Raw genomic sequence first — 22,946 nt, forward strand, 5'->3', positions numbered from 1 at the left:
GCAGTTATACCAACTCGTTTATCGTAGTGGTGTTGCTGCCCGTTCATACGGAATAATTTGGTTGTGTGTTTAACACAATAAAGTTAGATAGGGGACACGGAGTCAGTGTTCCCTATTTTTCAAGAGTTTTTGCATATATCTTTAACGCTAGAGCCGTTTTCCGAAAGTTTTGTCTCATCTTTTTCAATGGAGAAGGTTGCGACTCAAAAATGAGGAAGACTTGCGTTAGTTAAATAAAATTGAGTTGCGGAGGATTACTATGAGTGTGCCACAATATAATCGAGTAGTTATAAAAATTAGCGGTGAGGCATTAGCAGGAGAAGCTGGCTTCGGATTATCACCAAAAATTATTAAGTCTGTTGCAGAAGATATTAAAGAAGTAGTTGAACTTGGTGTAGAAGTAGCGGTAGTTGTTGGTGGCGGTAACATTTGGCGAGGGAAAGTAGGAAGCGAAATGGGAATGGACCGTGCTTCTGCTGATTACATGGGAATGTTAGCGACTGTTATGAATTCATTAGCATTACAAGATGCCCTTGAAAAATTGGAAATTGAAACTCGTGTTCAGTCTTCCATCGTCATGACACAAGTTGCGGAGCCTTACATACGTCGAAAAGCGGTGCGCCATTTAGAGAAAAAACGTGTCGTTATTTTTGCTGCTGGTACAGGAAATCCATTTTTCTCTACAGATACAACAGCTGCATTACGTGCTGCTGAAATTGATGCAGATGCCATTTTAATGGCAAAAAATAATGTTGATGGCGTTTATTCTGCTGATCCAAAAACTGATAATACTGCTGTTAAATATGACACACTCACATATTTAGACGTAATTCAACAAGGATTACAGGTAATGGATTCTACAGCTTCCACTTTATGTATGGACAATGACATCCCATTAATAGTATTCTCTATAATGAATAAAGGTAATATTAAACGTGCCGTACTCGGTGATAAAATCGGTACAGTTGTTAGGAGGAATTTTTAATGCCTAAACAAGTAATAGCTCAAGCTCAGGAAAAAATGAACAAATCGATTACAGCATTTACACGCGAATTAGCTTCTATTCGTGCAGGTCGTGCGAATGCATCTTTGTTAGACAGAATTACTGTTGACTACTACGGTGCTCCAACTCCAGTAAATCAATTGGCTGGTATTTCTGTACCAGAAGCTCGTTTACTAGTTATCCAACCGTATGACAAATCTGTTCTAGGTGAAATTGAAAAAGCAATTATGAAGTCAGATATCGGGATTACACCGACAAATGATGGGAATGTAATTCGCTTAACAGTTCCAGCTTTAACAGAAGAACGCCGTAAAGACCTTGTAAAAGTTGTGAAAAAAGAAGCGGAGGAAGCAAAGGTTGCAATCCGTAACGTCCGTCGTGATGCAAACGATGAATTGAAAAAATTAGAAAAAAATGGCGACATAACTGAAGACGATTTACGTGGTTACAGTGACGATATTCAAAAACTTACTGATGACTTTATCGTGAAAATTGATCAAATTGCTAAAGATAAAGAACAAGAAATCTTATCAGTATAAGAAAACCTTTCTTTGTTCTTATTTCTTGGCGAACGTAAGTTTTAAGTTTCAGATTGAATAATGAACAAAATCAGGTGTAGGGCGTCCTATCAGTTAGGACGTCTTTTTCTTTCGTATATTCATTAGAGAGAGAAAATTTGAATTTATCGTTTAGTATACATAATAAGGTAACTGGTCATATTCGTATAATTAGTTTTACGATATAATAAATTTATACGTATACATATATTTCAAAATAAATTAAGAAAAGGTAAAAAGAACTTAAGACACATTCATTTGTTTTTGTTATGATAAAAAAAACGTCCAAATTGTTGTCACGTGGGGGAATTGCTGATGTTAAAGAAACTATTTAGTAAATCAAAAAAAGGAAAGCAGTCATCAAGGGTTGAAGAATTTCTACTAGATAATGAATGTCTACCTTCCCATATCGCAATCATAATGGATGGCAACGGACGTTGGGCGAAAAAAAGAGCCATGCCTAGAATTGCAGGACATCATGAAGGCATGCAAACAGTGCGGAAAATTGCGCGTATTGCAGATGATTTAGGCATTAAAGTGTTAACTTTATATGCTTTTTCAACGGAAAATTGGAGAAGGCCGAAATCGGAAGTAGACTATTTAATGAGTTTACCGCAAATGTTTTTAAATTCATTTATGCCTGAATTGATGGAACGGAACATTCGAATACAAATGATCGGTGATAAAGAAGGGTTACCTAACAATACGAAAAAAGCTTTAGATGAAGCGATGGAAAAAACGAAACATAATACAGGGTTAATATTAAATTTTGCAATGAATTATGGTAGTCGTGCTGAAATTGTAAGAGCAATGAAGGATATAATGATAGAAGTGAATAATGGAAATATATCAATCGACGCTATTGATGAAACAATGATTGATCAATATTTAATGACATCAAATCTACCAGAACCAGATTTACTCATTCGAACAAGCGGTGAAGTTCGATTAAGTAATTTTATGTTATGGCAACTCGCTTATACGGAATTTTGGTTCACAGACATATTGTGGCCTGATTTTGACCATCAATCGTTTATGGAAGCGATCCACGCCTATCAAAAGCGTAATCGACGCTACGGTGGATTGAAAGGGGAAGAAATGAAGTGAAGCAAAGAATTATAACGGCGGTAGTTGCAGCATTAGTATTCATTCCATTCGTTATTTATGGCAACTTACCTTTTACGTTATTAGTATATGTGATCGCAGCAGTAGGACTATATGAACTGCTCAGAATGAAAAATATTTCAATTTTTTCAATACCAGGTATGATCGGGGCCCTCATTATGTTTTGTATCCTTCTACCTCTTTCTACAGTTGAGTTAGAAGAGATCGTCCCTTATTCAAAATTGGAATTTTTAATGATAGGTGTCATCCTGTTATTAATTTATACAGTGATGATTAAAAATCGTTTTACCTTTGATGATGTAGGCTTTATTTTAACGAGTGCATTATATGTCGGTATCGGTTTTTATTATTTTATTGAAACTCGTAACGCAGAAAATGGATTAGTTTACATTATTTTTGCCCTATTAATTGTTTGGACAACCGATTCAGGGGCTTATTTTGTTGGACGAAAACTAGGGAAAAAGAAATTATGGCCTGAAATTTCTCCTAATAAAACGGTTGAAGGTTTTATCGGTGGAATTGTAACGGCAGTTATTTTCGCATGTATTATGCAATGGATTTATCCGATATCCTCATCTTGGCTTGCGTTAATACTTATTTCGATTATCGCTTCCATCTTTGGTCAGTTAGGCGATTTAGTTGAATCTGCTATTAAACGTCATTATGGAGTGAAAGATTCAGGGAAACTATTACCTGGTCACGGTGGAATTCTTGACCGCTTTGATAGTCTTCTATTTGTATTACCGTTATTACACTTTATACATTTTGTTTAACTTTGTTCAAATAGGTATTCTTAAACTGAGGAATACCTATTGACCAAAGTTAAACCTTATTAATAAAAGACAATGTTCTTGAAGGGAAGAGTAATGTTGAAAAAAATTAGTTTATTAGGAGCAACAGGTTCTATTGGAATTCAAACAGTTGATATTTTACGGAATAATAAAGATAGTTTTCAACTTGTTGCCTTATCCTCTGGTAAAAATATCGAAAAAACTCGTGAAATCATCGATGATCTTCAACCTGAGCTAGTATCAGTACAACAAGAACAAGATGCCATACAGTTACAAAAAGAATACCCACATATTCATTTTACGTTTGGAACAAAAGGATTAGTTGAAGTTGCTACACACTCGGATTCCACTGTTCTTGTAAATGCAGTTCTAGGAAGTGTAGGATTAGAATCTACTTTAGCAGCTATTCGGATGGGAAAAACAATTGCGATTGCGAATAAGGAGACATTAGTAACAGCTGGACATTTAGTTATGGCTGAAGCGAGAAAATATAATGTAGCGATTCTACCAGTTGATAGTGAACATTCGGCAATTTTCCAATCAATGAACGGTGAAAATCCAAAACAAATTGAACGGCTCGTTTTAACAGCTTCTGGTGGCTCATTCCGAGATAAAACACGGGAACAATTAAAAGATGTTACGGTGAAAGACGCTTTAAATCATCCGAACTGGTCGATGGGAGCTAAAATTACAATCGATTCGGCAACGATGATGAATAAAGGGTTAGAAGTCATTGAAGCCCATGTATTATTTAATATGCCCTTTGAAAAAATCGATGTTTTATTACATAAAGAAAGTATTATTCACTCTTTAGTTGAGTATCATGATACAAGTGTGATTGCACAACTTGGTACCCCTGACATGCGAGTGCCGATCCAGTATGCTCTAAGTTATCCGGATCGATTGCCACTTGTTGGAGGGAATCGATTGAATTTAGCGCAAATTGGTCAATTACACTTTAAGGAAGTCGACTTTGACCGATTCCGTGCTTTAAAACTAGCCTATGACGCAGGACGGGCAGGGGGAAGTGTTTTAACAGCTATGAATGCTGCTAATGAAGCTGCAGTAGCGTTATTTTTAGAGGAAAAAATCACTTTCTTACAAATCGAAGAAATTATCGAACAAGTGATGAACGATCATCAAAATATATTAATGCCAGATTTAGAAACTATACTTCATGTAGATAGTGAAACAAGAAAAACAGTAGCGAGCATGGTAAAATAGATAGAGCGAGCATAGAATAAGTATACTGCTCTTGAAGGTGGGATGATATGCAAACAGTTATAGCGTTTATTATTGTTTTTGGTTCTCTAGTATTTTTCCATGAACTAGGGCATTTTATTTTTGCGAAACGAGCAGGCATTTTAGTTCGTGAATTTGCAATAGGTATGGGTCCCAAAATCTTTGGAATGATGAAAGGGGAGACGTTATATACGATTCGACTATTACCCCTTGGCGGGTATGTTCGTATGGCTGGTGAAGATGTAGATCAAATCGAATTACAGCCAGGATATCGAGTTGGATTGATATTAAATCGTGATAACGTTGCTGAAAAGATTTATTTAAATCAAAATGTTCAAAATCCGAATGTTCTATTTATGGAAGTAGAACGGGCGGACTTGGAAAAAGAATTATGGATTGAAGGCTACGATGAAGAAAATCAATTTGTAAGAATTAATGTATCTAGACAAGCTATTGTTGTGGAAAATGGAACAGAACTGATGATTGCTCCACTTGATCGTCAATTTAATTCGAAAACTGTAGGACAACGGGCGATGGCCATCTTTGCAGGTCCGCTATTTAACTTTATATTAGCATTCTTCGTGTTTGCTTTTATCGCAATGATGCAAGGTGTCCCTACTTACGAACCAATTATTTATGATGTCGTAGAAAATGGGCCAGCTGCGGAAGCAGGAATGCAAAAGGGAGATTTTGTAAAAGCGATTGATGGAGATCCGATTGAAGATTGGCAAGAACTTTCCGGAACTGTTCAAGAAAAACCAGGTGAAGAGTTAACATTCTTAGTCGAACGAGGTGGACAAGAGATTGAGTTAACGATGACGCCTGATGCTTTAGAGGAAAGTGGTAAGGAATATGGGCAAATTGGAGTAATGTATCAAAGTCCAGTTGAAAAAAATCCATTGAAAGCCCTCGCCTTCGGTGTAACTCAAACATATGATTACACAGTTCTTATTTTAGGGCTGTTAGGGGATTTAGTTACTGGTCAATTTACAATCGATGCATTATCTGGTCCTGTAGGCATATATAAAGCGACTGAAACCGTTGCCCAATATGGAGTATATAACTTAATGAATTGGGCTGCCGTATTAAGTATTAACCTAGGAATTATGAACTTGTTACCATTACCAGCATTAGATGGTGGTAGATTGTTATTTTTCGGTGTTGAAGCCTTGCGCGGAAAACCTGTGGATCGTCAAAAAGAAGGACTTGTTCATTTTGTAGGTATTGTGTTACTAATGATTCTAATGGTCGTCGTTACGTGGAACGATATTCAAAGATTTTTCTTCTAGGCAATTAGATGACAATGTTCATATAGGATAGTTACAAATTCCAATAAGAATGTGAAAATACAACAAAATGTTTTTAAAGAAATTTAACCTTATTCATGTATGGTAAAATCCAAAGTGAATAAGGTTAAATCTTTTTATTAATCTATTTGTAAGAATGATTTGTAAATTTTAGTTTATATTTATCTTAGTTGTTTGTATGATATGCTTAAAAGTACATTAAGTTTATAAGAAGAAGGTGGGCACAATGAAACAAAGTTTAACCCTTATCCCAACACTACGTGAAATGCCTTCTGATATAGAAGTGAAGTCTCATAAAATGCTTCTTCGTGCTGGATTTTTACGTCAAAGTACAAGCGGTGTTTATTCCTATTTACCTTTAGCAAAACGAGTGTTAAACAAGTTGGAGAAAATGATAAGTGAAGAAATGGAAAGGTTAGGAGCAATTGAAATTACGTTACCTTCCTTACAGCCGAAGGACATTTTACAACATTCCTTTCGATTTCATGAGAAGGATGAAGAAGTGCTCCAATTAAAGGACCGAAACGAACGCCAATTAATTCTTGCACCTAGTCATGAAGAAGTTATGACTCAACTGATGCGTGATGAAATAAAATCTTATAAAAAATTACCAATTACTTTCTATCAAATTCAGTCGAAGTTTCGTGATGAAAGTCGTCCTCGATACGGTTTGTTACGGAGTAAGGAGTTTTTAATGAAGGCTGCTTATTCCTACCACGCTACAGAAGAAAGTTTAGAAGCGACTTATCTTCAAATGAGTGACGTCTATTCCAGTATTTTAAGTAGACTTGGTTTATATTATGAGATGATTGATGCCGATACACGAACGGCGGACGGATTAAAAGCCCATGAATTTATCGTCGCATCGGATATTGGAGAAACAACGATTGCTTATTCCGATGAATCAAATTATGCATCGAATATCGAAATCACTCCTGTAGTTACGAGTTATTCATCTTCTGAAAAACCGATGAACCCATTGGAAAAGGTTGAAACACCTCAAGTTAAGACGATCGAGGAAGTATGCTCATTCTTTACGAAAGAACAAACGGATTGTATGAAATCGATTGTATTTAAAGTTGATGGGGAGTTTGTCGTTGTTTTAGTACGGGGAGATCATCAAATTAATCCTATTAAATTGAGAAATGCTTTAAAAGCCCAATCCCTTACATTGGCAACGGAAGAGGAAATAGAGCAATTGCTAGGCTGTACAATAGGTTCTATCGGACCGATTAAGTTGCCTGTAAATGTAAAAGTCATTGCCGATTTAGCCATTCAGTCGATTCGTAATGGAATAGCCGGAGCGAATGAAGATGGCTATCATTATATCAATGTCAATCCTGAAAGGGATTTTGCAGTAAATAGTTATGAAGATATACGATATATCCAAGAAGGGGATCCTTCTCCAGACGGAAATGGAACAATTCGCTTAAAAAAAGGAATTGAAGTCGGTCATATTCGAATGTCCGGAACTTGGTTAACTGAAAAATTTAATGCGAATTTTATCGATGAAAATGGTCAGTCAAAACCTATGTATATGGGAAGCTTTGGACTAGGGATATCTAGATTGCTAGCAGTAATGGCTGAAATATATCAAGATGAGAATGGATTCGTATGGCCAAAACAATTCTCCCCTTACGATATACATCTTATACCGGTCAATATTCATGATGAAGTTCAATTTGATTTAGCCTCTCAACTTTATCATATTTTAACTTCATACCATTTTGACGTATTATTTGATGATCGGGATGAACGGGCTGGGGTGAAATTTATCGATTCGGATTTAATCGGATTACCTGTACGTGTAACGATTGGAAAACGGGCAAGTGAAGGAATTGTGGAAGTGAAAATAAGACGGACTGGTGAAATATTTGAGTGGGCAAAGGAAGAGTTAATTGATCGCTTAAACGAATATTTCCGTTCCCATTAAATTGAAAACCGTTCAAACCGGGTATAAAAATTAACTTGAAATTATTTGTAAAAACTAGGTGGTGAGTATGGTGGTAGACAACCAAGAAGCAAGGGAAAGATTTTTAACTTTGTTGCAACAACTACAGCTGACGGAAGATGTCTACATGTCTTTTTTTGAACAAGGAGAACTTTCTAGGTTAACTGTTCATAAAAAAAATCGGATTTGGAGTTTTTCCATTACATTAAACAATATTTTACCGTTCCAATTGTATCAATTATTTCGCACAAGGATGGCAGAACAGTTTTCTCATATCGCACAAGCGTCGATTATGATTGAAGCGCGTAATCCGCAAGTGACAGAACAACTGATATCGGATTATTGGTTAACAGCGGTGGAACAATTGGATGCTTCACCTCCTTTAAAAGATCGTTTGATGAACCAAATCCCTCAATGGACGGGGAATAAATTGATTGTCAATTGTATGGCTGAAATGGAACAGCTTACTTTGAAATCGAAATATGCACAAAAAATTGTAGAGGCATACGGAAACTTAGGTTTCCCTTCTTTCTCAGTCGATTTCCAACTTGTTGAAGCAACAGAAGAAATGATTGAGGCAAGACAACAATATATTGAACAACGCCAATTAGAAGAAGCCCAATTGGCAAAACAAGCTATGGAAGATTTCCAAAGTCGTGAAAAAGCGAAAAGTGATAATCCAGAAGCTGTTGTCAATAACGGTCCATTCCAATTAGGAAATATCATTAAAGATACGGAAATTATGGAAATTCGTCGGGTTGTTGAAGAAGAACGTCGTGTTGTGTTAGAAGGTTTTGTATTTGCTGTCGATATAAAAGAACTAAAAAGTGGACGTTCTTTATTAGAATTAAAAATTACCGATTATACCGATTCCATTTTAGTGAAAATGTTCTCCCGGGATAAAGAAGATGCTGAGAGAATGGCCCAACTGAAAAAAGGAATGTGGGTGAAAGTACGCGGCTCTGTCCAAAATGATACATTCGTTCGGGATTTAGTTGTAATGGCTCAAGATATTAATGAAGTTTATAAAGAATCACGTAAAGATACAGCACCTGAAGGGGAAAAACGGGTAGAGCTTCATTTACATACACCAATGAGTCAAATGGATGCCGTTACACCTATTGATCAATTAGTAGGACAAGCGGCGAAGTGGGGTCATTCTGCAGTAGCGATTACGGACCATGCAGTAGCCCAAGGTTTCCCAGAAGCTTATGCGGCAGGGAAAAAACATGGTATAAAAATTATATATGGGGTTGAAGCAAACTTAGTGGACGACGGTTCACCAATTGCTTATGCCGAACAACATATCCCTTTAGACGATGCAACTTATGTCGTATTTGACGTAGAGACAACAGGTCTTTCAACAGCGTACGATACAATTATCGAATTGGCTGCTGTAAAAATGAAGGAAGGTAAAGTAATCGATAAATTTGAACGATTCGCCAATCCTCATAAACCGTTGTCAGCAAAAATTATCGAGTTAACCCATATTACCGACGATATGTTGCGCGATGCACCGGAAGTGGACGAGGTCATAACGGAATTTAGAGAGTTTATTGGCGATGCGATTGTAGTAGCCCATAATGCTTCCTTTGATATGGGATTTTTATATACCGCTTATGAAAAGGCGGGTATTCAAGGCGTCGTACATCCCGTTATTGATACGTTAGAATTATCTCGTTTCTTAAATCCAACTTTAAAAAGTCATCGTTTAAATACGTTATGTAAACGGTATGGTATTGAATTAACTCAACATCACCGGGCAATATACGATACAGAAGCAACTGGGGAATTATTGTTACATTTACTAAAAGAGTCAAAAGAAAAAGGCATTCATTATCACGATGAATTTAATCAACATATTGATAAAAACGAAAGTTATAAAAAGTCTCGACCTTACCACTGCACGATTTTAGCAATGGACAATGAAGGGTTGAAAAACTTATTTAAATTAATTTCGATTGCCCACACCCAAACGTATTATCGAGTTCCGCGTATTCGCCGTTCGGATCTAATTAAATATCGTAAAGGGCTAATTGTCGGTTCTGGTTGTAGTAACGGGGAATTATTCGAAACGATGATGAATAAATCTCCAGAAGAAGCAGAAAAAGTTGCGAAATTTTATGACTATATAGAAGTACATCCAAAACCTGTTTATGCCCCGTTAATAGAAGGCGGAACGATCCATGATGAATGGAATTTGGAAGATATAATTCGCAAATTAGTGAAGCTTGGCAAACGTTTGGAAAAACCGGTCGTAGCAACAGGTAATGTACACTATTTACATGAAAATGATAGTGTGTTTAGACAAATTTTAGTCGGTTCTCAAGGTGGGGCTAATCCATTAAATCGCTATAAATTACCTGCTGTACATTTCCGTACTACAAATGAAATGTTAAAGGAATTCGATTTTTTAGGGCCAGATATAGCAAAGGAAATTGTTGTGACGAACTCACAAAAAATTGCTAATATGATCGGTGATGTGAAACCGATTAAAGATGAGCTTTATACGCCGAAAATTGAAGGTTCTGATGAAGAAGTTACGAATTTAACGTATGAAATGGCCCATAAAATTTATGGAGAAGAATTACCTGAAATTGTGAAAGCGCGGATTGAAAAAGAGTTGAAGTCTATTTTAGGGAACGGATTCGGCGTAATTTATTTAATTTCTGCGAAACTAGTGAAAAAATCCCTTGCCGATGGATACTTAGTTGGTTCCCGTGGTTCGGTAGGTTCTTCATTAGTCGCAACGTTCATGGAAATAACGGAGGTAAATCCGTTACCACCCCATTACATTTGTCCAAATTGTAAAAATGTAGAGTTTTTCGATGATGGTTCGGTAGGTAGTGGATTTGACTTACCTAACAAAGACTGTCCAAAATGCGGTACCCGTTATAAAAAGGATGGACAAGACATTCCTTTTGAAACGTTCCTAGGATTTAAAGGGGACAAAGTACCTGATATCGACTTGAACTTCTCTGGGGAATACCAACCTCAAGCCCATAATTATACGAAGGTACTGTTCGGGGAAGATTATGTTTATCGTGCGGGTACAATCGGTACTGTAGCCGAAAAAACAGCGTACGGTTATGTAAGAGGTTATTCCAATGATAATAATGTGACGTTCCGTGGAGCAGAAGTGGACCGACTTGTACAAGGTTGTACTGGTGTAAAACGGACAACGGGTCAACACCCAGGTGGTATTATCGTTGTTCCAGATTATATGGATATTTATGATTTTACACCTGTGCAATATCCGGCAGATGCCCAAGATGCCGAGTGGAAAACAACCCATTTTGACTTCCACTCCATTCATGATAACGTGTTAAAGCTCGATATACTTGGACACGATGATCCGACTGTTATTAGGATGCTACAGGATTTATCCGGTATCGATCCGAAAACAGTCCCAACCGATGATCCAGAAGTAATGAAAATCTTCTCTTCTCCAGAATCACTAGGGGTAACTGAAGAACAAATTGGATGTAAAACTGGTACTTTAGGTATTCCTGAGTTTGGTACAAGATTCGTTCGTCAAATGTTAGAGGATACAAAACCGTCTACCTTTAGTGAACTTGTTCAAATTTCCGGTCTTTCCCATGGTACTGACGTTTGGTTAGGAAATGCTCAAGAATTAATTCAAAACGGTACATGTGTTTTATCCGAAGTAATTGGCTGTCGTGACGATATTATGGTGTATTTAATTTATCAAGGGTTAGAACCAAGTTTTGCTTTCAAAATAATGGAATCCGTTCGTAAAGGGAAAGGATTAACCGAAGAAATGGAAGTAGAAATGCGGGCGCAAAATGTACCGGAATGGTATATCGATTCATGTAAAAAAATTAAATACATGTTTCCGAAAGCCCATGCCGCAGCCTATGTTTTAATGGCGGTACGTATAGCTTGGTTTAAAGTGCATCATCCTATTTTATATTACGCTGCCTATTTTACCGTTCGTGCAAGTGATTTTGACTTAATTGCGATGACTCAAGGTTCGGCGATGATTCGTTCTCGCATCGATGAAATCAATGCAAAAGGGTTAGATGCTTCCAAAAAGGAAAAAGACTTACTGACGGTTTTAGAGCTTGCTTTAGAAATGTGCGAGCGAGGTATGAGCTTCAAAAAAGTAGACCTTTATCGTTCACAAGCAAGCGAGTTTATAATAGACGGTAATTCATTAATTCCACCCTTTGATGCGATTCCTGGTCTAGGGACTAACGTTGCGAAAGCAATTGTTGCCGCTAGAGAGGATGGTGAATTTTTATCGAAAGAAGATTTACAACAACGGGGTCGAGTTTCGAAAACATTAATTGAGTATATGGATTCTTTAGGATGTTTAGAAGGACTACCGGATGCGAATCAACTTTCCTTATTCTAATAAAATGAACCATTACTTTTATGCGTCTTTAGAAAAGATGCTATAACGCTAGGAGTTAATTGATTTATTACCAATGGAGTAACACATTTACGTAAATTTGCATTAAGTAATAATTTGTGCTATTGTTATGGTAATAATTTGTTGATAGTTTTGCAGCAAAAGAGTGGGGCTTTCCCGCTCTTTTCTGTTGTTATGCTAATCCAAATTTTTCTTACCTTTAGGTACTACTTTAAAATTTCACCATTTTTGGTGGAATTTCTGTTTTTTAACTAACTACTGTCATCTAACATGTATAAGCAACAGACAATTACGTAGGGAGGATACTATGAGCAAAGTAACGTCAGTAATTGAAGAGCTTGTTACACCAATTTTAGAAGAATTGAACCTAGAATTAGTCGATATAGAGTTTCTGAAAGAGGGCCGCAATTGGTTCCTTCGTGTCTATATAGATACACCTGAAGGCGGAATTGATATTGATCAATGTGCCATTGTAAGTGAGCGTCTAAGTTTAGTTCTGGATGAAAAGGACCCAATCGAGCAAAACTATTATTTAGAAGTATCTTCACCAGGTGCGGAACGACCATTAAAAAAAGAATCTGATTTTAAAAAAGCAGTAGGTAAATTTATTTATGTGAAAACATATGAGCCGATTAAGGACATGAAAGAATTCCAAGGCTATTTGAGAGCATATACTGAACAAGGTTTAGAGCTTGAAATTCGTATTAAAACACGTAAAATGACGATATTTATCGAAAAAGAAAAAATCGCTAAAGCACGACTTGCAATCGATTTTTCATCAAACTAGCTATTTAGGAGTGAAAACAAAAATGAGTAGTGATTTACTAGATGCTTTAACTGCTCTGGAGCAGCAAAAAGGCATTTCAAGAGATATTTTAATTGAAGCAATCGAAGCTGCATTAGTAACTGCATATAAACGAAACTTTAATCAAGCACAAAATGTACGTGTCGATTTAAACTTAGAGAATGGTTCAATGGTCGTATATTCTCGTAAAGATGTCGTTGAAGAAGTGGAAGATGACCGTCTTCAAATTTCTCTTGAAGATGCTAAAGAAATTAACCCTGCTTATGAAATTGGTGACGTATTAGAACAAGAAGTAACTCCTCGCAACTTTGGTCGTATTGCTGCGCAAACAGCTAAGCAGGTTGTTACACAACGTGTTCGTGAAGCAGAGCGCGGACTAATCTACGAAGAATATGTAGATCGTACAGATGATATTGTCAATGGCGTCATTGAACGCCAAGACGCTCGTAACATTTACATTAGCTTAGGGAAGGTGGAGGCTGCTCTACCTACTAATGAACAAATTCAAGGTGAAGTATATAAACCTCAATCAAGAATTCGTGTTTATATTACAAAAGTTGAGCGTACGACACGCGGACCTCAAATCATTGTTTCTCGTACACATCCAGGATTACTACGCAGACTATTCGAAATGGAAGTTCCAGAAATTTTCGAAGGTATTGTAGAAATTAAATCCATTGCTCGCGAAGCAGGGGATCGCTCTAAAATTTCTGTTTATGCTCACAATGAAGAAATCGATGCAGTAGGGGCATGCGTTGGTGCTAAAGGTGCGCGAGTGCAAACGATTGTCAACGAATTAAATGGAGAAAAAATTGACATTGTAGAATGGTCAGAAGATCCAGTCGTTTTCGTTGCAAATGCACTTAGTCCTTCACAAGTATTAGATGTGATCGTAAACGAAGAAGAAAAATCGACTACTGTTGTCGTTCCTGATTATCAGCTTTCTCTTGCTATTGGTAAGCGTGGTCAAAATGCACGTCTTGCTGCAAAATTAACAGGTTGGAAAATTGATATTAAAAGTGAAACGGATGCTCGTGAATTAGGAATTTATCCGAACGAGACAAGTCGTTTTGTTCAAGAAGACAAAGATGCTTCCTTCGAAGATATTGGGTACGACCTTTATCAAGACGAAGAAGAATAACGACACAGTTAGGAATAAGTTTTAATTTTCTCGTTTTATATAGGGAAGGTGATATCTCATGTCAACGAAAAAAAAGGTTCCATTACGTAAATGTGTTGTAACGGGCGAGATGCTTCCTAAGAAATCTATGATACGAATTGTTCGCTCAAAAGAAGGAGAAGTATCGGTCGATGTAACAGGGAAAAAATCCGGACGCGGTGCTTATATTTCAAAATCGGAAGAAGCGGTGGAAACTGCGCGGAAGAAAAATATATTAGAGCGCCAATTAGAAGTGAAAATTCCAGATGAAGTTTATGAGGAACTCATTAAACTCATTCGTCGGGAGTCAATTTTATGAATCAGAGACTACTGCAACTATTAGGATTGGCAGCAAGAGCAAGAAAAGTAGTCTCAGGGGAAGAGTTAGTAGTAAAGGAAATACGTACGAATAAAGCAAAGCTTGTACTACTAGCCGCTGACGCCTCAAAAAATTCTAGTAAAAAAATTCAAGATAAATGTACGTATTACAACGTTGAGTATCATGTGTTTGGTGATCGCTACCAGCTAGGGACTGCAATTGGTAAAGAAGCACGTGTCGCACTTGCTATTACAGATAGCGGATTCGCGAAAAAGATGTCTAGTCTACTCAACGAAAATTAATCGGGGGTGAGCAGATGACCAAAATAAGAGTTCATGAATATGCGAAAAAAGTAAGTAAATCAAGTAAAGAAGTTATAGAAGAACTAAAAAAATTAAACATCACTGTTTCGAATCATATGTCAATGCTTGAAGGAGATGCTGTTTCCAAATTAGACTCAGTGTTTAATAAAGGAACACAAGCTCAAGCAAAACAAGAGACAAAAGAAAAGAAACAAGCTACACCAAATGCTCAAAAGTCTCAAACGAAAGAGCAAAATAGACCGCAAAAGAAATCACCAAATCAAACTAACAATGAACAAAGACAATCGCCTCAATCGAACGGCGAAAAACCAAAGAATAAGGGTAACCATAACAAAAATATGGATCATAATAATAAAAATCAAACTAACAATAATAACAATCGTAACAACAATAAAGGCGGATTTAATCAACGTAAAAAACCTGGTATTCACGGGGGAAAACGCCGTCAGCCTAAACATCAACAACCACAAGCACCGGTAACACCTAAAGAATTACCAGAAAAAATTACGTTTTATGAATCTTTATCTGTTGCAGAGCTTGCAAAAAAATTACACCGCGAACCATCAGAAATCATTAAAAAATTATTTATGCTTGGTGTCATGGCAACAATTAACCAAGAGTTAGATAAAGATGCGATTGAGTTAATCTGTGCTGATTATGGTGTAGAAGTAGAAGAAGAAGTACGCGTTGATATTACAGATTTAGATGCGTACTTTGAACAAAATGAAGAAAACGAACAATCGATGGAAGAACGTCCTCCAGTTGTAACAATTATGGGGCACGTTGACCATGGTAAAACAACATTACTTGACTCAATTCGTCATACAAAAGTAACAGCTGGTGAAGCTGGTGGTATCACTCAACATATTGGTGCTTACCAAGTTGATATTAACGGTAAAAAGATTACATTTTTAGATACGCCTGGACACGCAGCATTTACAACGATGCGTGCCCGTGGTGCAAGTATTACCGATTTAGCAATTATTGTTGTCGCTGCTGATGATGGGGTTATGCCTCAAACAGTAGAAGCAATTAACCATGCGAAAGCGGCTGAAGTTCCAATTATTGTTGCAGTAAACAAAATGGATAAACCTTCTGCAAATCCAGACCGTGTAATGCAAGAATTAACAGAACACGGATTAGTTCCTGAAGATTGGGGCGGCGATACGATTTTCGTTCCAATATCTGCCCTTAAAGGTGAAGGTATTGATACGCTATTAGAAATGATACTATTAGTGTCGGAAGTAGCAGAATTAAAAGCAAACCCAAATCGTTCAGCAATCGGTACAGTGATCGAAGCCCAATTAGATAAAGGTAGAGGTTCTGTTGCTACTTTATTAGTACAGGATGGTACTTTACGTGTTGGTGATCCAATCGTTGTTGGCCATGCTTATGGACGTGTCCGTGCAATGGTGAATGATATTGGCCGACGTGTTAAAGAGGCAGGTCCTGCTACACCTGTTGAAATTACAGGTATTAACGAAGTACCTCAAGCTGGTGACCGTTTTGTTGTCTTCGAAGACGAGAAAACTGCTCGCCAAGTGGGTGAATCCCGTGCTATGACTGCTATTCAAGCTAGTCGTTCTGAAAAACAACGGGTGACACTTGATAACTTATTCGAGCAAATGTCACAAGGCGATGTAAAAGAATTAAATATTATTGTTAAAGCGGACGTTCAAGGTACTGTAGAAGCAATGGCCGCATCATTAATGAAAATTGACGTTGAAGGTGTTAACGTAAAAATTATTCATACTGGTGCCGGCGCAATTACAGAATCTGATATTTCATTAGCAGCTGCTTCAAACGCAATCGTTATTGGTTTCAATGTACGCCCAGATACGAATGCGAAACGTGCAGCGGAAGCAGAAGGCGTAGATATTCGATTACACCGTATTATTTACAAAGTAATTGAAGAAATCGAAGCGGCAATGAAAGGAATGCTTGACCCTGAATATGAAGAAAAAATCATTGGTCAAGCTGAAGTTCGTCAAACAATTAAAGTTTCTAAAGTTGGAACAATCGCTGGTTCTTACGTAACAGAAGGGAAAGTAACTCGTGATTCTGGCGTTCGTGTCATTCGTGACGGAATCGTTGTATTTGAAGGTGAATTAGATTCATTAAAACGTTTCAAAGACGACGCTAAAGAAGTGGCAAAAGGTTACGAATGTGGAATGACGATCAAAAACTTTAATGACATTAAAGAGGGCGATATTATCGAAGCCTTCATAATGGAAGAAATTAAACGATAATGATCGTCTATGCGGAAGTTGAGTTCATTATTTCTGATTCCCATTCGTTAAAAGAAAAGCGAGCTGTTCTCCAGCGAATGATTACACGGACAAAACAGAAATTTAATGTTTCTGTTGCAGAAATTGATCATCAAAATGTATGGCAACGGACAAGAATTGCTCTTGTCTGTGTGTCATCATCAAAGATGAGTGCAGAGCGAGAAATCAATCATGCACTTCACTTCCTTCAATCCAATCCTTCGTGGGAACAACTCGAGGTTTGGAAAGATTATTTATAATTCGTCCGAAAAGGGACAAATTACGCCGAGGCGTACAAGTTTAAATGATATTAAGGTAAGAACGATGCCTTCTTACATCACTTATCTATTAAGTAAAACAAGGCTTAATTTTCGTGAACCTAAAGGGGCATCATTCTTACTTTAAAAAAGAGGTGGCACAATTATGTCATTACGTTCAAATCGAATTGCTGAGCAAATGAAAAAAGAACTTGGCGATATCATTACTCGTAAATTAAAAGACCCAAGAGTTGGGTTTGTTACAATTACTGATGTAGCCGTAACTGGTGATCTTCAACAAGCAACGGTTTACATCTCATCTCTAGGTAGTGAACGGGAACGGGAAGAGACATTGAAGGCTTTAGTAAAAGCATCAGGTTTCATCCGTACAGAAATCGGTCATCGAATTCGTTTGCGTCGTACTCCAGAAATCACATTTGAATTTGATTCAGCTGTGGAATATGGAAACAAAATCGATGCATTGTTACGTTCTCTTCATGAGGAATAAAAGTTAGTGAAGTCTACATCTGCATAAAGTTGTGCGATGTAGACTTTTTCTGTTTATCATGATGAGCATGCATAGATAGAAAAATACAAGAAAAATAGTTTAAGGAGCACAATATGAACGGCATTTTACCTCTCTGGAAGGAAAGAGGCATGACAAGCCATGATTGCGTCTTTCAATTAAGAAAAATTTTAAAAACAAAAAAGGTCGGTCATACTGGAACGCTAGACCCAGGTGTAGAAGGTGTCTTGCCTATATGCATTGGACAGGCAACACGAATTGCAGAATATTTAACAGATGCTGGAAAGGTCTATGAAGCGGTTGTATCCATTGGAAAAACAACAACAACGGAGGATGCAGAAGGTGAAACGGTTAATCAGGATCTTTCCTTCAAAAAAATTTCAAGACAACAGTTGTTAGAAACATTGGAAAGTTTAACGGGCGTTATTGAACAAACCCCACCAATGTATTCTGCCGTAAAAGTAAACGGTAAAAAATTATATGAATATGCCCGCAAAGGGGAAGTAGTTGAGCGTCCAACAAGAAAAGTGACCATTTACTCCTTACAATTGTTGGATGATGAAGAGAGTTTTGCAGGGGAAGAAATTACTTTCCACATTCGTATTGCATGTAGCAAAGGGACATATATTCGTACCCTTGCTGTGCAAATTGGAGAAAAATTAGGCTATCCTGCCCACATGGCATCCCTTGTAAGAACAGCTTCTGGTACTTTCAAAAAAGAAAATTGTGTTACACTACAACAAGTACAAGAAATGATGAAGGAAGTAACGATAGATCAAATCATATTACCCGTTGAGTATGCCCTATCTACCTATCCGTTTATTGAAGTTGATGAATCTAATGAAAAGCAAATATTAAATGGACAAGTACTTCCGAAACATACATTATTAAAAGAAAATGATAAAATTGTATATAGCATGAATGGAAAGGCTCTTGCAGTATATGTAAAGCATCCAACAAAAGAAGGTTTTATGAAACCAGAAAAAATGTTCCCAAACTAATTATAGGAGGCAAGTTTTCAGATGAAGGTTGTTCATTTAAAATACCCCCATCAATTAAATCTAGCAAATGAATCCACTGCATACTCTCTTGCAGTAGGATTCTTTGATGGTGTACATAGAGGGCATCAAGCGGTTATTCAAAATGCGATTCATATGGCAGAACAATTGGGGATTGAAAGTGCCGTTATGACCTTTGATCCTCATCCATCTATTGTTTTAGGAGGCCGTAAAGAAAAGGTATTTTACATAACGCCTTTGCAACAAAAATTGGATATTCTTGAGGAAATCGGTGTGGAAAATGTTTTTGTCGTTCAATTTACATCCGATTTTGCGAAACTATCTCCTGAAGATTTTATCCAATATTTTATAAGAGATTTAAATGTAAAACACGTTTCCGCAGGATTTGATTTTTCATTTGGTAGTTTAGGAAAGGGAAATATGGATATAATGAAAGAGTATAGTAATGGAGATTATGGCGTGTCCGTTATTAGCAAACAAACGGACGGAGAAGAAAAAATTAGTTCTACTCGAATTCGCCATTATTTACAAGAAGGGGATATGGAGAGCGCTGCAAATTTACTTGGTCGTGCTTACGAAGTACCTGGTCTTGTTGTTCATGGTGACAAACGTGGTCGAACAATCGGTTTCCCTACAGCTAATATTCAATCCATCGAAGGAAGTTTTATTCCAGCAATCGGTGTGTATGCAGTCAAAATTTTAGTTCAAAATAAATGGTATGATGGAGTTTGTAATGTTGGATATAAGCCGACATTTAAAAATCCGGACGATAAGCAATTATCGATCGAAGTACACATTTTAAACTTTGAAAAAAATATTTACGGTGAAGAAGTAAAAGTTGGTTGGTATAAACGAATTCGTAACGAACAAAAATTTGACGGCATCGAATCTTTAAAAGCTCAAATCGAGCGAGATAAAAACGAAGCAATTGAATACTTCAAGACACTTCGTAATAGTTGATTGTAAACTAAAAGTATGATACTATTCTTTAAGTGCTATGCGCACTATACCTTAGCTCGGCATTTCGATTCTCCAACGACTGCTGTGCTAGTGGTGTAAATTATTATTTAGGAGGTCCATTCAACATGGCAATTACAAAAGAACGTAAAAACGAAATTATCGCTGAGTACCGTACTCACGAAGGAGATACTGGTTCTCCAGAAGTACAAATCGCAGTATTAACTGCTGAAATCAATGCTTTAAATGATCACTTAGGTACTCATAAAAAAGATTTCCACTCTCAACGTGGTCTTCTTAAAAAAGTAGGTCGTCGTCGTCACTTATTAAAATATCTTCGCGAAACTGACGTTCAACGTTACCGTGAACTAATCAATCGTCTAGGTTTACGTCGATAATAAGAAAAGCAGAGTAGCTTTACTCTGTTTAAAAAAAGCGGGAACATTCCCGCTTTTTATTTATGTATAAAGTTGTTAGTAAATATTTATAAATAAGGATAGAAATATTATCTCCTAAATAATTTGTAAAAAATATACGAAAAAGCCATAATTATATTGAAAATATTTAGCATAGAAATTGCTTTTTTGATACACTTACTAATGGTATATAAGAATGAAACAATCAATCGATGGAAATATCAGTTGGTTGTAAGTGATTATCGGGCTTTTTACGGACACTTCCTTACATAATCATTGGATGTGCCGCAAATAGCGGGATAAAATCGTGACGTAGTGTGTTTCAAGAGAAAGGGGTTCATTATATGACCGAAAAGAAAGTCTATTCATATGAATGGGCTGGCCGACAACTAGTAGTAGAAGTAGGACAGCTAGCTAAACAAGCAAATGGCGCAACATTAATTCGCTACGGTGAATCAGCAGTACTTGCGACAGCAACAATGTCAAAAACACCAAAAGCATTAGATTTCTTCCCATTAACAGTTAACTATGAAGAACGTCTATACGCAGCAGGTAAAATTCCAGGAGGATTCATTAAACGGGAAGGTCGTCCATCAGAGCATGCGATTTTAGTTTCTCGTCTAATTGACCGTCCTATTCGTCCAATGTTCCCTGATGGCTTCCGTAATGAAGTACAAGTTATCTCTATGGTCATGTCATCAGATCCAGACTGCCCAACAGATGTAGCAGCAATGTTTGGTTCATCTTTAGCATTGGCTGTTTCGGACATTCCATTTGATGGTCCAATCGCAGGTGTACATGTTGGTTATATCGATGGTGAATTCGTACTTAACCCAACAACAGAACAATCTGAAAAAAGTACTGTTCACTTAACTGTGGCAGGTAACAAAGATGCAATTAACATGGTAGAAGCTGGTGCGTTAGAAGTTCCAGAAGAAATCATGCTTGAAGCAATTATGTTCGGTCATGAAGAAATTAAGAAATTAATTGCGTTCCAAGAACAAATTGTTGCAGAAGTAGGTAAAGAAAAATTAGCAGTAGAATTATATGAAATCGATGAAGAACTTTCATCTCAAGTGAAAGGGCTTTGCGAAGAAGACATGAACGCTGCTATTCAAACGGTGGAAAAACATGCTCGTGAAGATGCGATTAATGCTGTTAAAGAACGTGTTATTGCCCACTATGAAGAACAAGAAGCAGATGAAGATACATTAAAGCAAGTAAAATCCATTTTAGACAAGATGGTTAAAGATGAAGTTCGCCGTTTAATTACAGAGGAAAAAATCCGTCCTGATGGCCGTAAAGTTGATGAAATTCGACCTTTATCTTCTGAAGTAGGTTTATTAGAACGTGCCCATGGTTCAGGATTGTTTACACGTGGACAAACTCAAGCACTTTCCATCTGTACATTAGGTCCATTAGGGGACGTACAAATTATCGATGGTTTAGGACTTGAAGAATCTAAACGTTTCATGCACCACTATAACTTCCCTCAATTCTCAGTTGGGGAAACAGGACCGATGCGCGGACCTGGACGTCGTGAAATTGGACACGGAGCATTGGGAGAACGTGCATTACTTGCTGTTATTCCAGATGAGTCTGAGTTCCCATATGCGATTCGTTGTGTATCGGAAGTATTAGAATCTAACGGTTCTACTTCTCAAGCATCCATTTGTGCATCAACTCTTGCGATGATGGACGCTGGTGTTCCGATTAAAGCTCCAGTAGCAGGTATTGCAATGGGTCTTGTGAAAAAAGGGGAACATTACACGATTTTAACAGACATTCAAGGTATGGAAGACCACCTTGGAGATATGGACTTTAAAGTAGCTGGTACTGCCAAAGGTGTTACAGCACTTCAAATGGATATTAAAATTGACGGTTTATCCCGCAATATTTTAGAAGAGGCATTACAACAAGCAAAAGTAGGACGAATGATTATTCTAGAATCAATGCTTGCAACATTAGATGCGCCACGCACTCACTTATCTAAATATGCACCGAAAATTGAAGTCGTTCATATTAACCCAGAAAAAATCCGTGATGTCATCGGTTCTGGTGGTAAAACGATTAACAAAATTATCGATGAAACGGGCGTAAAAATCGATACAGAACAAGACGGTACAATTTACATCTCTTCAGCTAACGAAGAAATGAATAAACGTGCAAAAGAAATTATCGAATCCATCGTACGCGAAGCAAAAGTTGGCGAATATTATATGGCAACTGTAAAACGTATCGAGAAATTCGGTGCATTCTGTGAAATCTTCCCAGGAAAAGATGGCTTATTACACATTTCGGAAATTCAAGAAGAACGTACGAATAAAGTGGAAGACGTGTTAAAAATCGGTGATCAATTACTTGTCAAATGTATTGAAATTGATAACCAAGGGCGCGTAAATTTATCTCGCAAAGTCGTTCTAAAAGAAGAAAAAGAACGTGCTGAACAAGCCTAAAACAATCCCTTATAAAAAAGTTAAGCGTAGACTAAGTTACTAATACTTTGTCTACGCTTATTTTTATGAA

General features: G+C 37.1%; 19 protein-coding genes. All 19 read left to right on the top strand.

Features of this window, described 5'->3' with window-relative positions:
- The first annotated feature begins 259 nt into the window (after window positions 1-259).
- The 19 genes from pyrH (at window position 260) to pnp (ending at window position 22,876) form a co-directional block, all read left to right on the top strand.
- The gene (pyrH, locus tag MHH69_RS05840; protein WP_122970387.1) at window positions 260-985 is read left to right on the top strand and encodes a UMP kinase; all 726 of its coding nucleotides are present in this window, start codon (window positions 260-262) and stop codon (window positions 983-985) included.
- A complete protein-coding gene (gene frr / locus MHH69_RS05845) occupies window positions 985-1,542 on the top strand; it encodes a ribosome recycling factor (RefSeq protein ID WP_122970388.1) in 558 nt (185 codons plus the stop codon). Before pyrH ends, frr begins: the two co-directional genes overlap by 1 nt.
- 333 nt (window positions 1,543-1,875) lie before the next feature.
- Window positions 1,876-2,667 carry an isoprenyl transferase gene (locus MHH69_RS05850; RefSeq protein WP_122970389.1) on the top strand — a complete coding sequence of 264 codons (792 nt, stop codon included), beginning with the start codon at window positions 1,876-1,878 and terminating at the stop codon, window positions 2,665-2,667.
- Window positions 2,664-3,458 carry a phosphatidate cytidylyltransferase gene (locus tag MHH69_RS05855; protein WP_122970390.1) on the top strand — a complete coding sequence of 265 codons (795 nt, stop codon included), beginning with the start codon at window positions 2,664-2,666 and terminating at the stop codon, window positions 3,456-3,458. Before MHH69_RS05850 ends, MHH69_RS05855 begins: the two co-directional genes overlap by 4 nt.
- A gap of 96 nt (window positions 3,459-3,554) precedes the next feature.
- Window positions 3,555-4,700 (top strand): 1-deoxy-D-xylulose-5-phosphate reductoisomerase, encoded by a 1,146-nt coding sequence (gene dxr / locus MHH69_RS05860; RefSeq protein ID WP_341362954.1) that lies wholly within the window; start codon window positions 3,555-3,557, stop codon window positions 4,698-4,700.
- A gap of 47 nt (window positions 4,701-4,747) precedes the next feature.
- Window positions 4,748-6,007 carry an RIP metalloprotease RseP gene (gene rseP, locus MHH69_RS05865; protein ID WP_122970391.1) on the top strand — a complete coding sequence of 420 codons (1,260 nt, stop codon included), beginning with the start codon at window positions 4,748-4,750 and terminating at the stop codon, window positions 6,005-6,007.
- Window positions 6,008-6,251: 244 nt separating this feature from the next.
- Complete coding sequence (locus MHH69_RS05870) at window positions 6,252-7,958, top strand: proline--tRNA ligase (RefSeq protein ID WP_341361881.1); 1,707 nt, start codon at window positions 6,252-6,254, stop codon at window positions 7,956-7,958.
- A 70-nt stretch (window positions 7,959-8,028) separates the two neighbouring features.
- Window positions 8,029-12,354: a PolC-type DNA polymerase III gene (locus MHH69_RS05875; RefSeq protein WP_122970393.1), complete on the top strand. Its 4,326-nt coding sequence runs from the start codon at window positions 8,029-8,031 to the stop codon at window positions 12,352-12,354.
- A gap of 325 nt (window positions 12,355-12,679) precedes the next feature.
- Window positions 12,680-13,159 carry a ribosome maturation factor RimP gene (gene rimP / locus MHH69_RS05880; protein ID WP_122970394.1) on the top strand — a complete coding sequence of 160 codons (480 nt, stop codon included), beginning with the start codon at window positions 12,680-12,682 and terminating at the stop codon, window positions 13,157-13,159.
- A 22-nt stretch (window positions 13,160-13,181) separates the two neighbouring features.
- A complete protein-coding gene (gene nusA, locus MHH69_RS05885; protein WP_122970395.1) occupies window positions 13,182-14,318 on the top strand; it encodes a transcription termination factor NusA in 1,137 nt (378 codons plus the stop codon).
- 58 nt (window positions 14,319-14,376) lie between these two features.
- Window positions 14,377-14,655, top strand: a complete 279-nt coding sequence (gene rnpM, locus MHH69_RS05890) for an RNase P modulator RnpM (protein ID WP_122970396.1) — start codon at window positions 14,377-14,379, stop codon at window positions 14,653-14,655.
- The gene (locus MHH69_RS05895; protein WP_122970397.1) at window positions 14,652-14,957 is read left to right on the top strand and encodes a YlxQ family RNA-binding protein; all 306 of its coding nucleotides are present in this window, start codon (window positions 14,652-14,654) and stop codon (window positions 14,955-14,957) included. Before rnpM ends, MHH69_RS05895 begins: the two co-directional genes overlap by 4 nt.
- Window positions 14,958-14,971: 14 nt before the next feature.
- Window positions 14,972-17,227 carry a translation initiation factor IF-2 gene (infB, locus tag MHH69_RS05900; RefSeq protein ID WP_341361882.1) on the top strand — a complete coding sequence of 752 codons (2,256 nt, stop codon included), beginning with the start codon at window positions 14,972-14,974 and terminating at the stop codon, window positions 17,225-17,227.
- Window positions 17,227-17,505: a DUF503 domain-containing protein gene (locus MHH69_RS05905; protein ID WP_122970399.1), complete on the top strand. Its 279-nt coding sequence runs from the start codon at window positions 17,227-17,229 to the stop codon at window positions 17,503-17,505. Before infB ends, MHH69_RS05905 begins: the two co-directional genes overlap by 1 nt.
- Window positions 17,506-17,668: 163 nt before the next feature.
- Window positions 17,669-18,010, top strand: coding sequence for a 30S ribosome-binding factor RbfA (gene rbfA / locus MHH69_RS05910; RefSeq protein ID WP_122970400.1), 342 nt, complete (start codon window positions 17,669-17,671; stop codon window positions 18,008-18,010).
- Window positions 18,011-18,123: 113 nt separating this feature from the next.
- The gene (truB, locus tag MHH69_RS05915) at window positions 18,124-19,029 is read left to right on the top strand and encodes a tRNA pseudouridine(55) synthase TruB (RefSeq protein WP_341361883.1); all 906 of its coding nucleotides are present in this window, start codon (window positions 18,124-18,126) and stop codon (window positions 19,027-19,029) included.
- A gap of 21 nt (window positions 19,030-19,050) precedes the next feature.
- The gene (gene ribF, locus MHH69_RS05920) at window positions 19,051-20,007 is read left to right on the top strand and encodes a riboflavin biosynthesis protein RibF (RefSeq protein ID WP_341361884.1); all 957 of its coding nucleotides are present in this window, start codon (window positions 19,051-19,053) and stop codon (window positions 20,005-20,007) included.
- 125 nt (window positions 20,008-20,132) lie between these two features.
- The gene (gene rpsO / locus MHH69_RS05925) at window positions 20,133-20,402 is read left to right on the top strand and encodes a 30S ribosomal protein S15 (RefSeq protein ID WP_122970403.1); all 270 of its coding nucleotides are present in this window, start codon (window positions 20,133-20,135) and stop codon (window positions 20,400-20,402) included.
- A 362-nt stretch (window positions 20,403-20,764) separates the two neighbouring features.
- Complete coding sequence (pnp, locus tag MHH69_RS05930; protein ID WP_341361885.1) at window positions 20,765-22,876, top strand: polyribonucleotide nucleotidyltransferase; 2,112 nt, start codon at window positions 20,765-20,767, stop codon at window positions 22,874-22,876.
- Window positions 22,877-22,946 lie beyond the last annotated feature (70 nt).

This window comes from Ureibacillus sp. FSL E2-3493, assembly GCF_038077515.1.
Taxonomy (GTDB): Bacteria; Bacillota; Bacilli; order Bacillales_A; family Planococcaceae; genus Ureibacillus; species Ureibacillus halotolerans.

What these genes read in the sequence shown, in the direction of transcription:
- pyrH (WP_122970387.1), top strand. Translation starts at nt 260, where the DNA reads ATGAGTGTGCCACAATATAATCGAGTAGTTATAAAAATTAGCGGTGAG.
- frr (WP_122970388.1), top strand. Translation starts at nt 985, where the DNA reads ATGCCTAAACAAGTAATAGCTCAAGCTCAGGAAAAAATGAACAAATCG.
- MHH69_RS05850 (WP_122970389.1), top strand. Translation starts at nt 1,876, where the DNA reads ATGTTAAAGAAACTATTTAGTAAATCAAAAAAAGGAAAGCAGTCATCA.
- rseP (WP_122970391.1), top strand. Translation starts at nt 4,748, where the DNA reads ATGCAAACAGTTATAGCGTTTATTATTGTTTTTGGTTCTCTAGTATTT.
- MHH69_RS05870 (WP_341361881.1), top strand. Translation starts at nt 6,252, where the DNA reads ATGAAACAAAGTTTAACCCTTATCCCAACACTACGTGAAATGCCTTCT.
- rimP (WP_122970394.1), top strand. Translation starts at nt 12,680, where the DNA reads ATGAGCAAAGTAACGTCAGTAATTGAAGAGCTTGTTACACCAATTTTA.
- nusA (WP_122970395.1), top strand. Translation starts at nt 13,182, where the DNA reads ATGAGTAGTGATTTACTAGATGCTTTAACTGCTCTGGAGCAGCAAAAA.
- rnpM (WP_122970396.1), top strand. Translation starts at nt 14,377, where the DNA reads ATGTCAACGAAAAAAAAGGTTCCATTACGTAAATGTGTTGTAACGGGC.
- MHH69_RS05895 (WP_122970397.1), top strand. Translation starts at nt 14,652, where the DNA reads ATGAATCAGAGACTACTGCAACTATTAGGATTGGCAGCAAGAGCAAGA.
- infB (WP_341361882.1), top strand. Translation starts at nt 14,972, where the DNA reads ATGACCAAAATAAGAGTTCATGAATATGCGAAAAAAGTAAGTAAATCA.
- MHH69_RS05905 (WP_122970399.1), top strand. Translation starts at nt 17,227, where the DNA reads ATGATCGTCTATGCGGAAGTTGAGTTCATTATTTCTGATTCCCATTCG.
- rbfA (WP_122970400.1), top strand. Translation starts at nt 17,669, where the DNA reads ATGTCATTACGTTCAAATCGAATTGCTGAGCAAATGAAAAAAGAACTT.
- truB (WP_341361883.1), top strand. Translation starts at nt 18,124, where the DNA reads ATGAACGGCATTTTACCTCTCTGGAAGGAAAGAGGCATGACAAGCCAT.
- ribF (WP_341361884.1), top strand. Translation starts at nt 19,051, where the DNA reads ATGAAGGTTGTTCATTTAAAATACCCCCATCAATTAAATCTAGCAAAT.
- rpsO (WP_122970403.1), top strand. Translation starts at nt 20,133, where the DNA reads ATGGCAATTACAAAAGAACGTAAAAACGAAATTATCGCTGAGTACCGT.
- pnp (WP_341361885.1), top strand. Translation starts at nt 20,765, where the DNA reads ATGACCGAAAAGAAAGTCTATTCATATGAATGGGCTGGCCGACAACTA.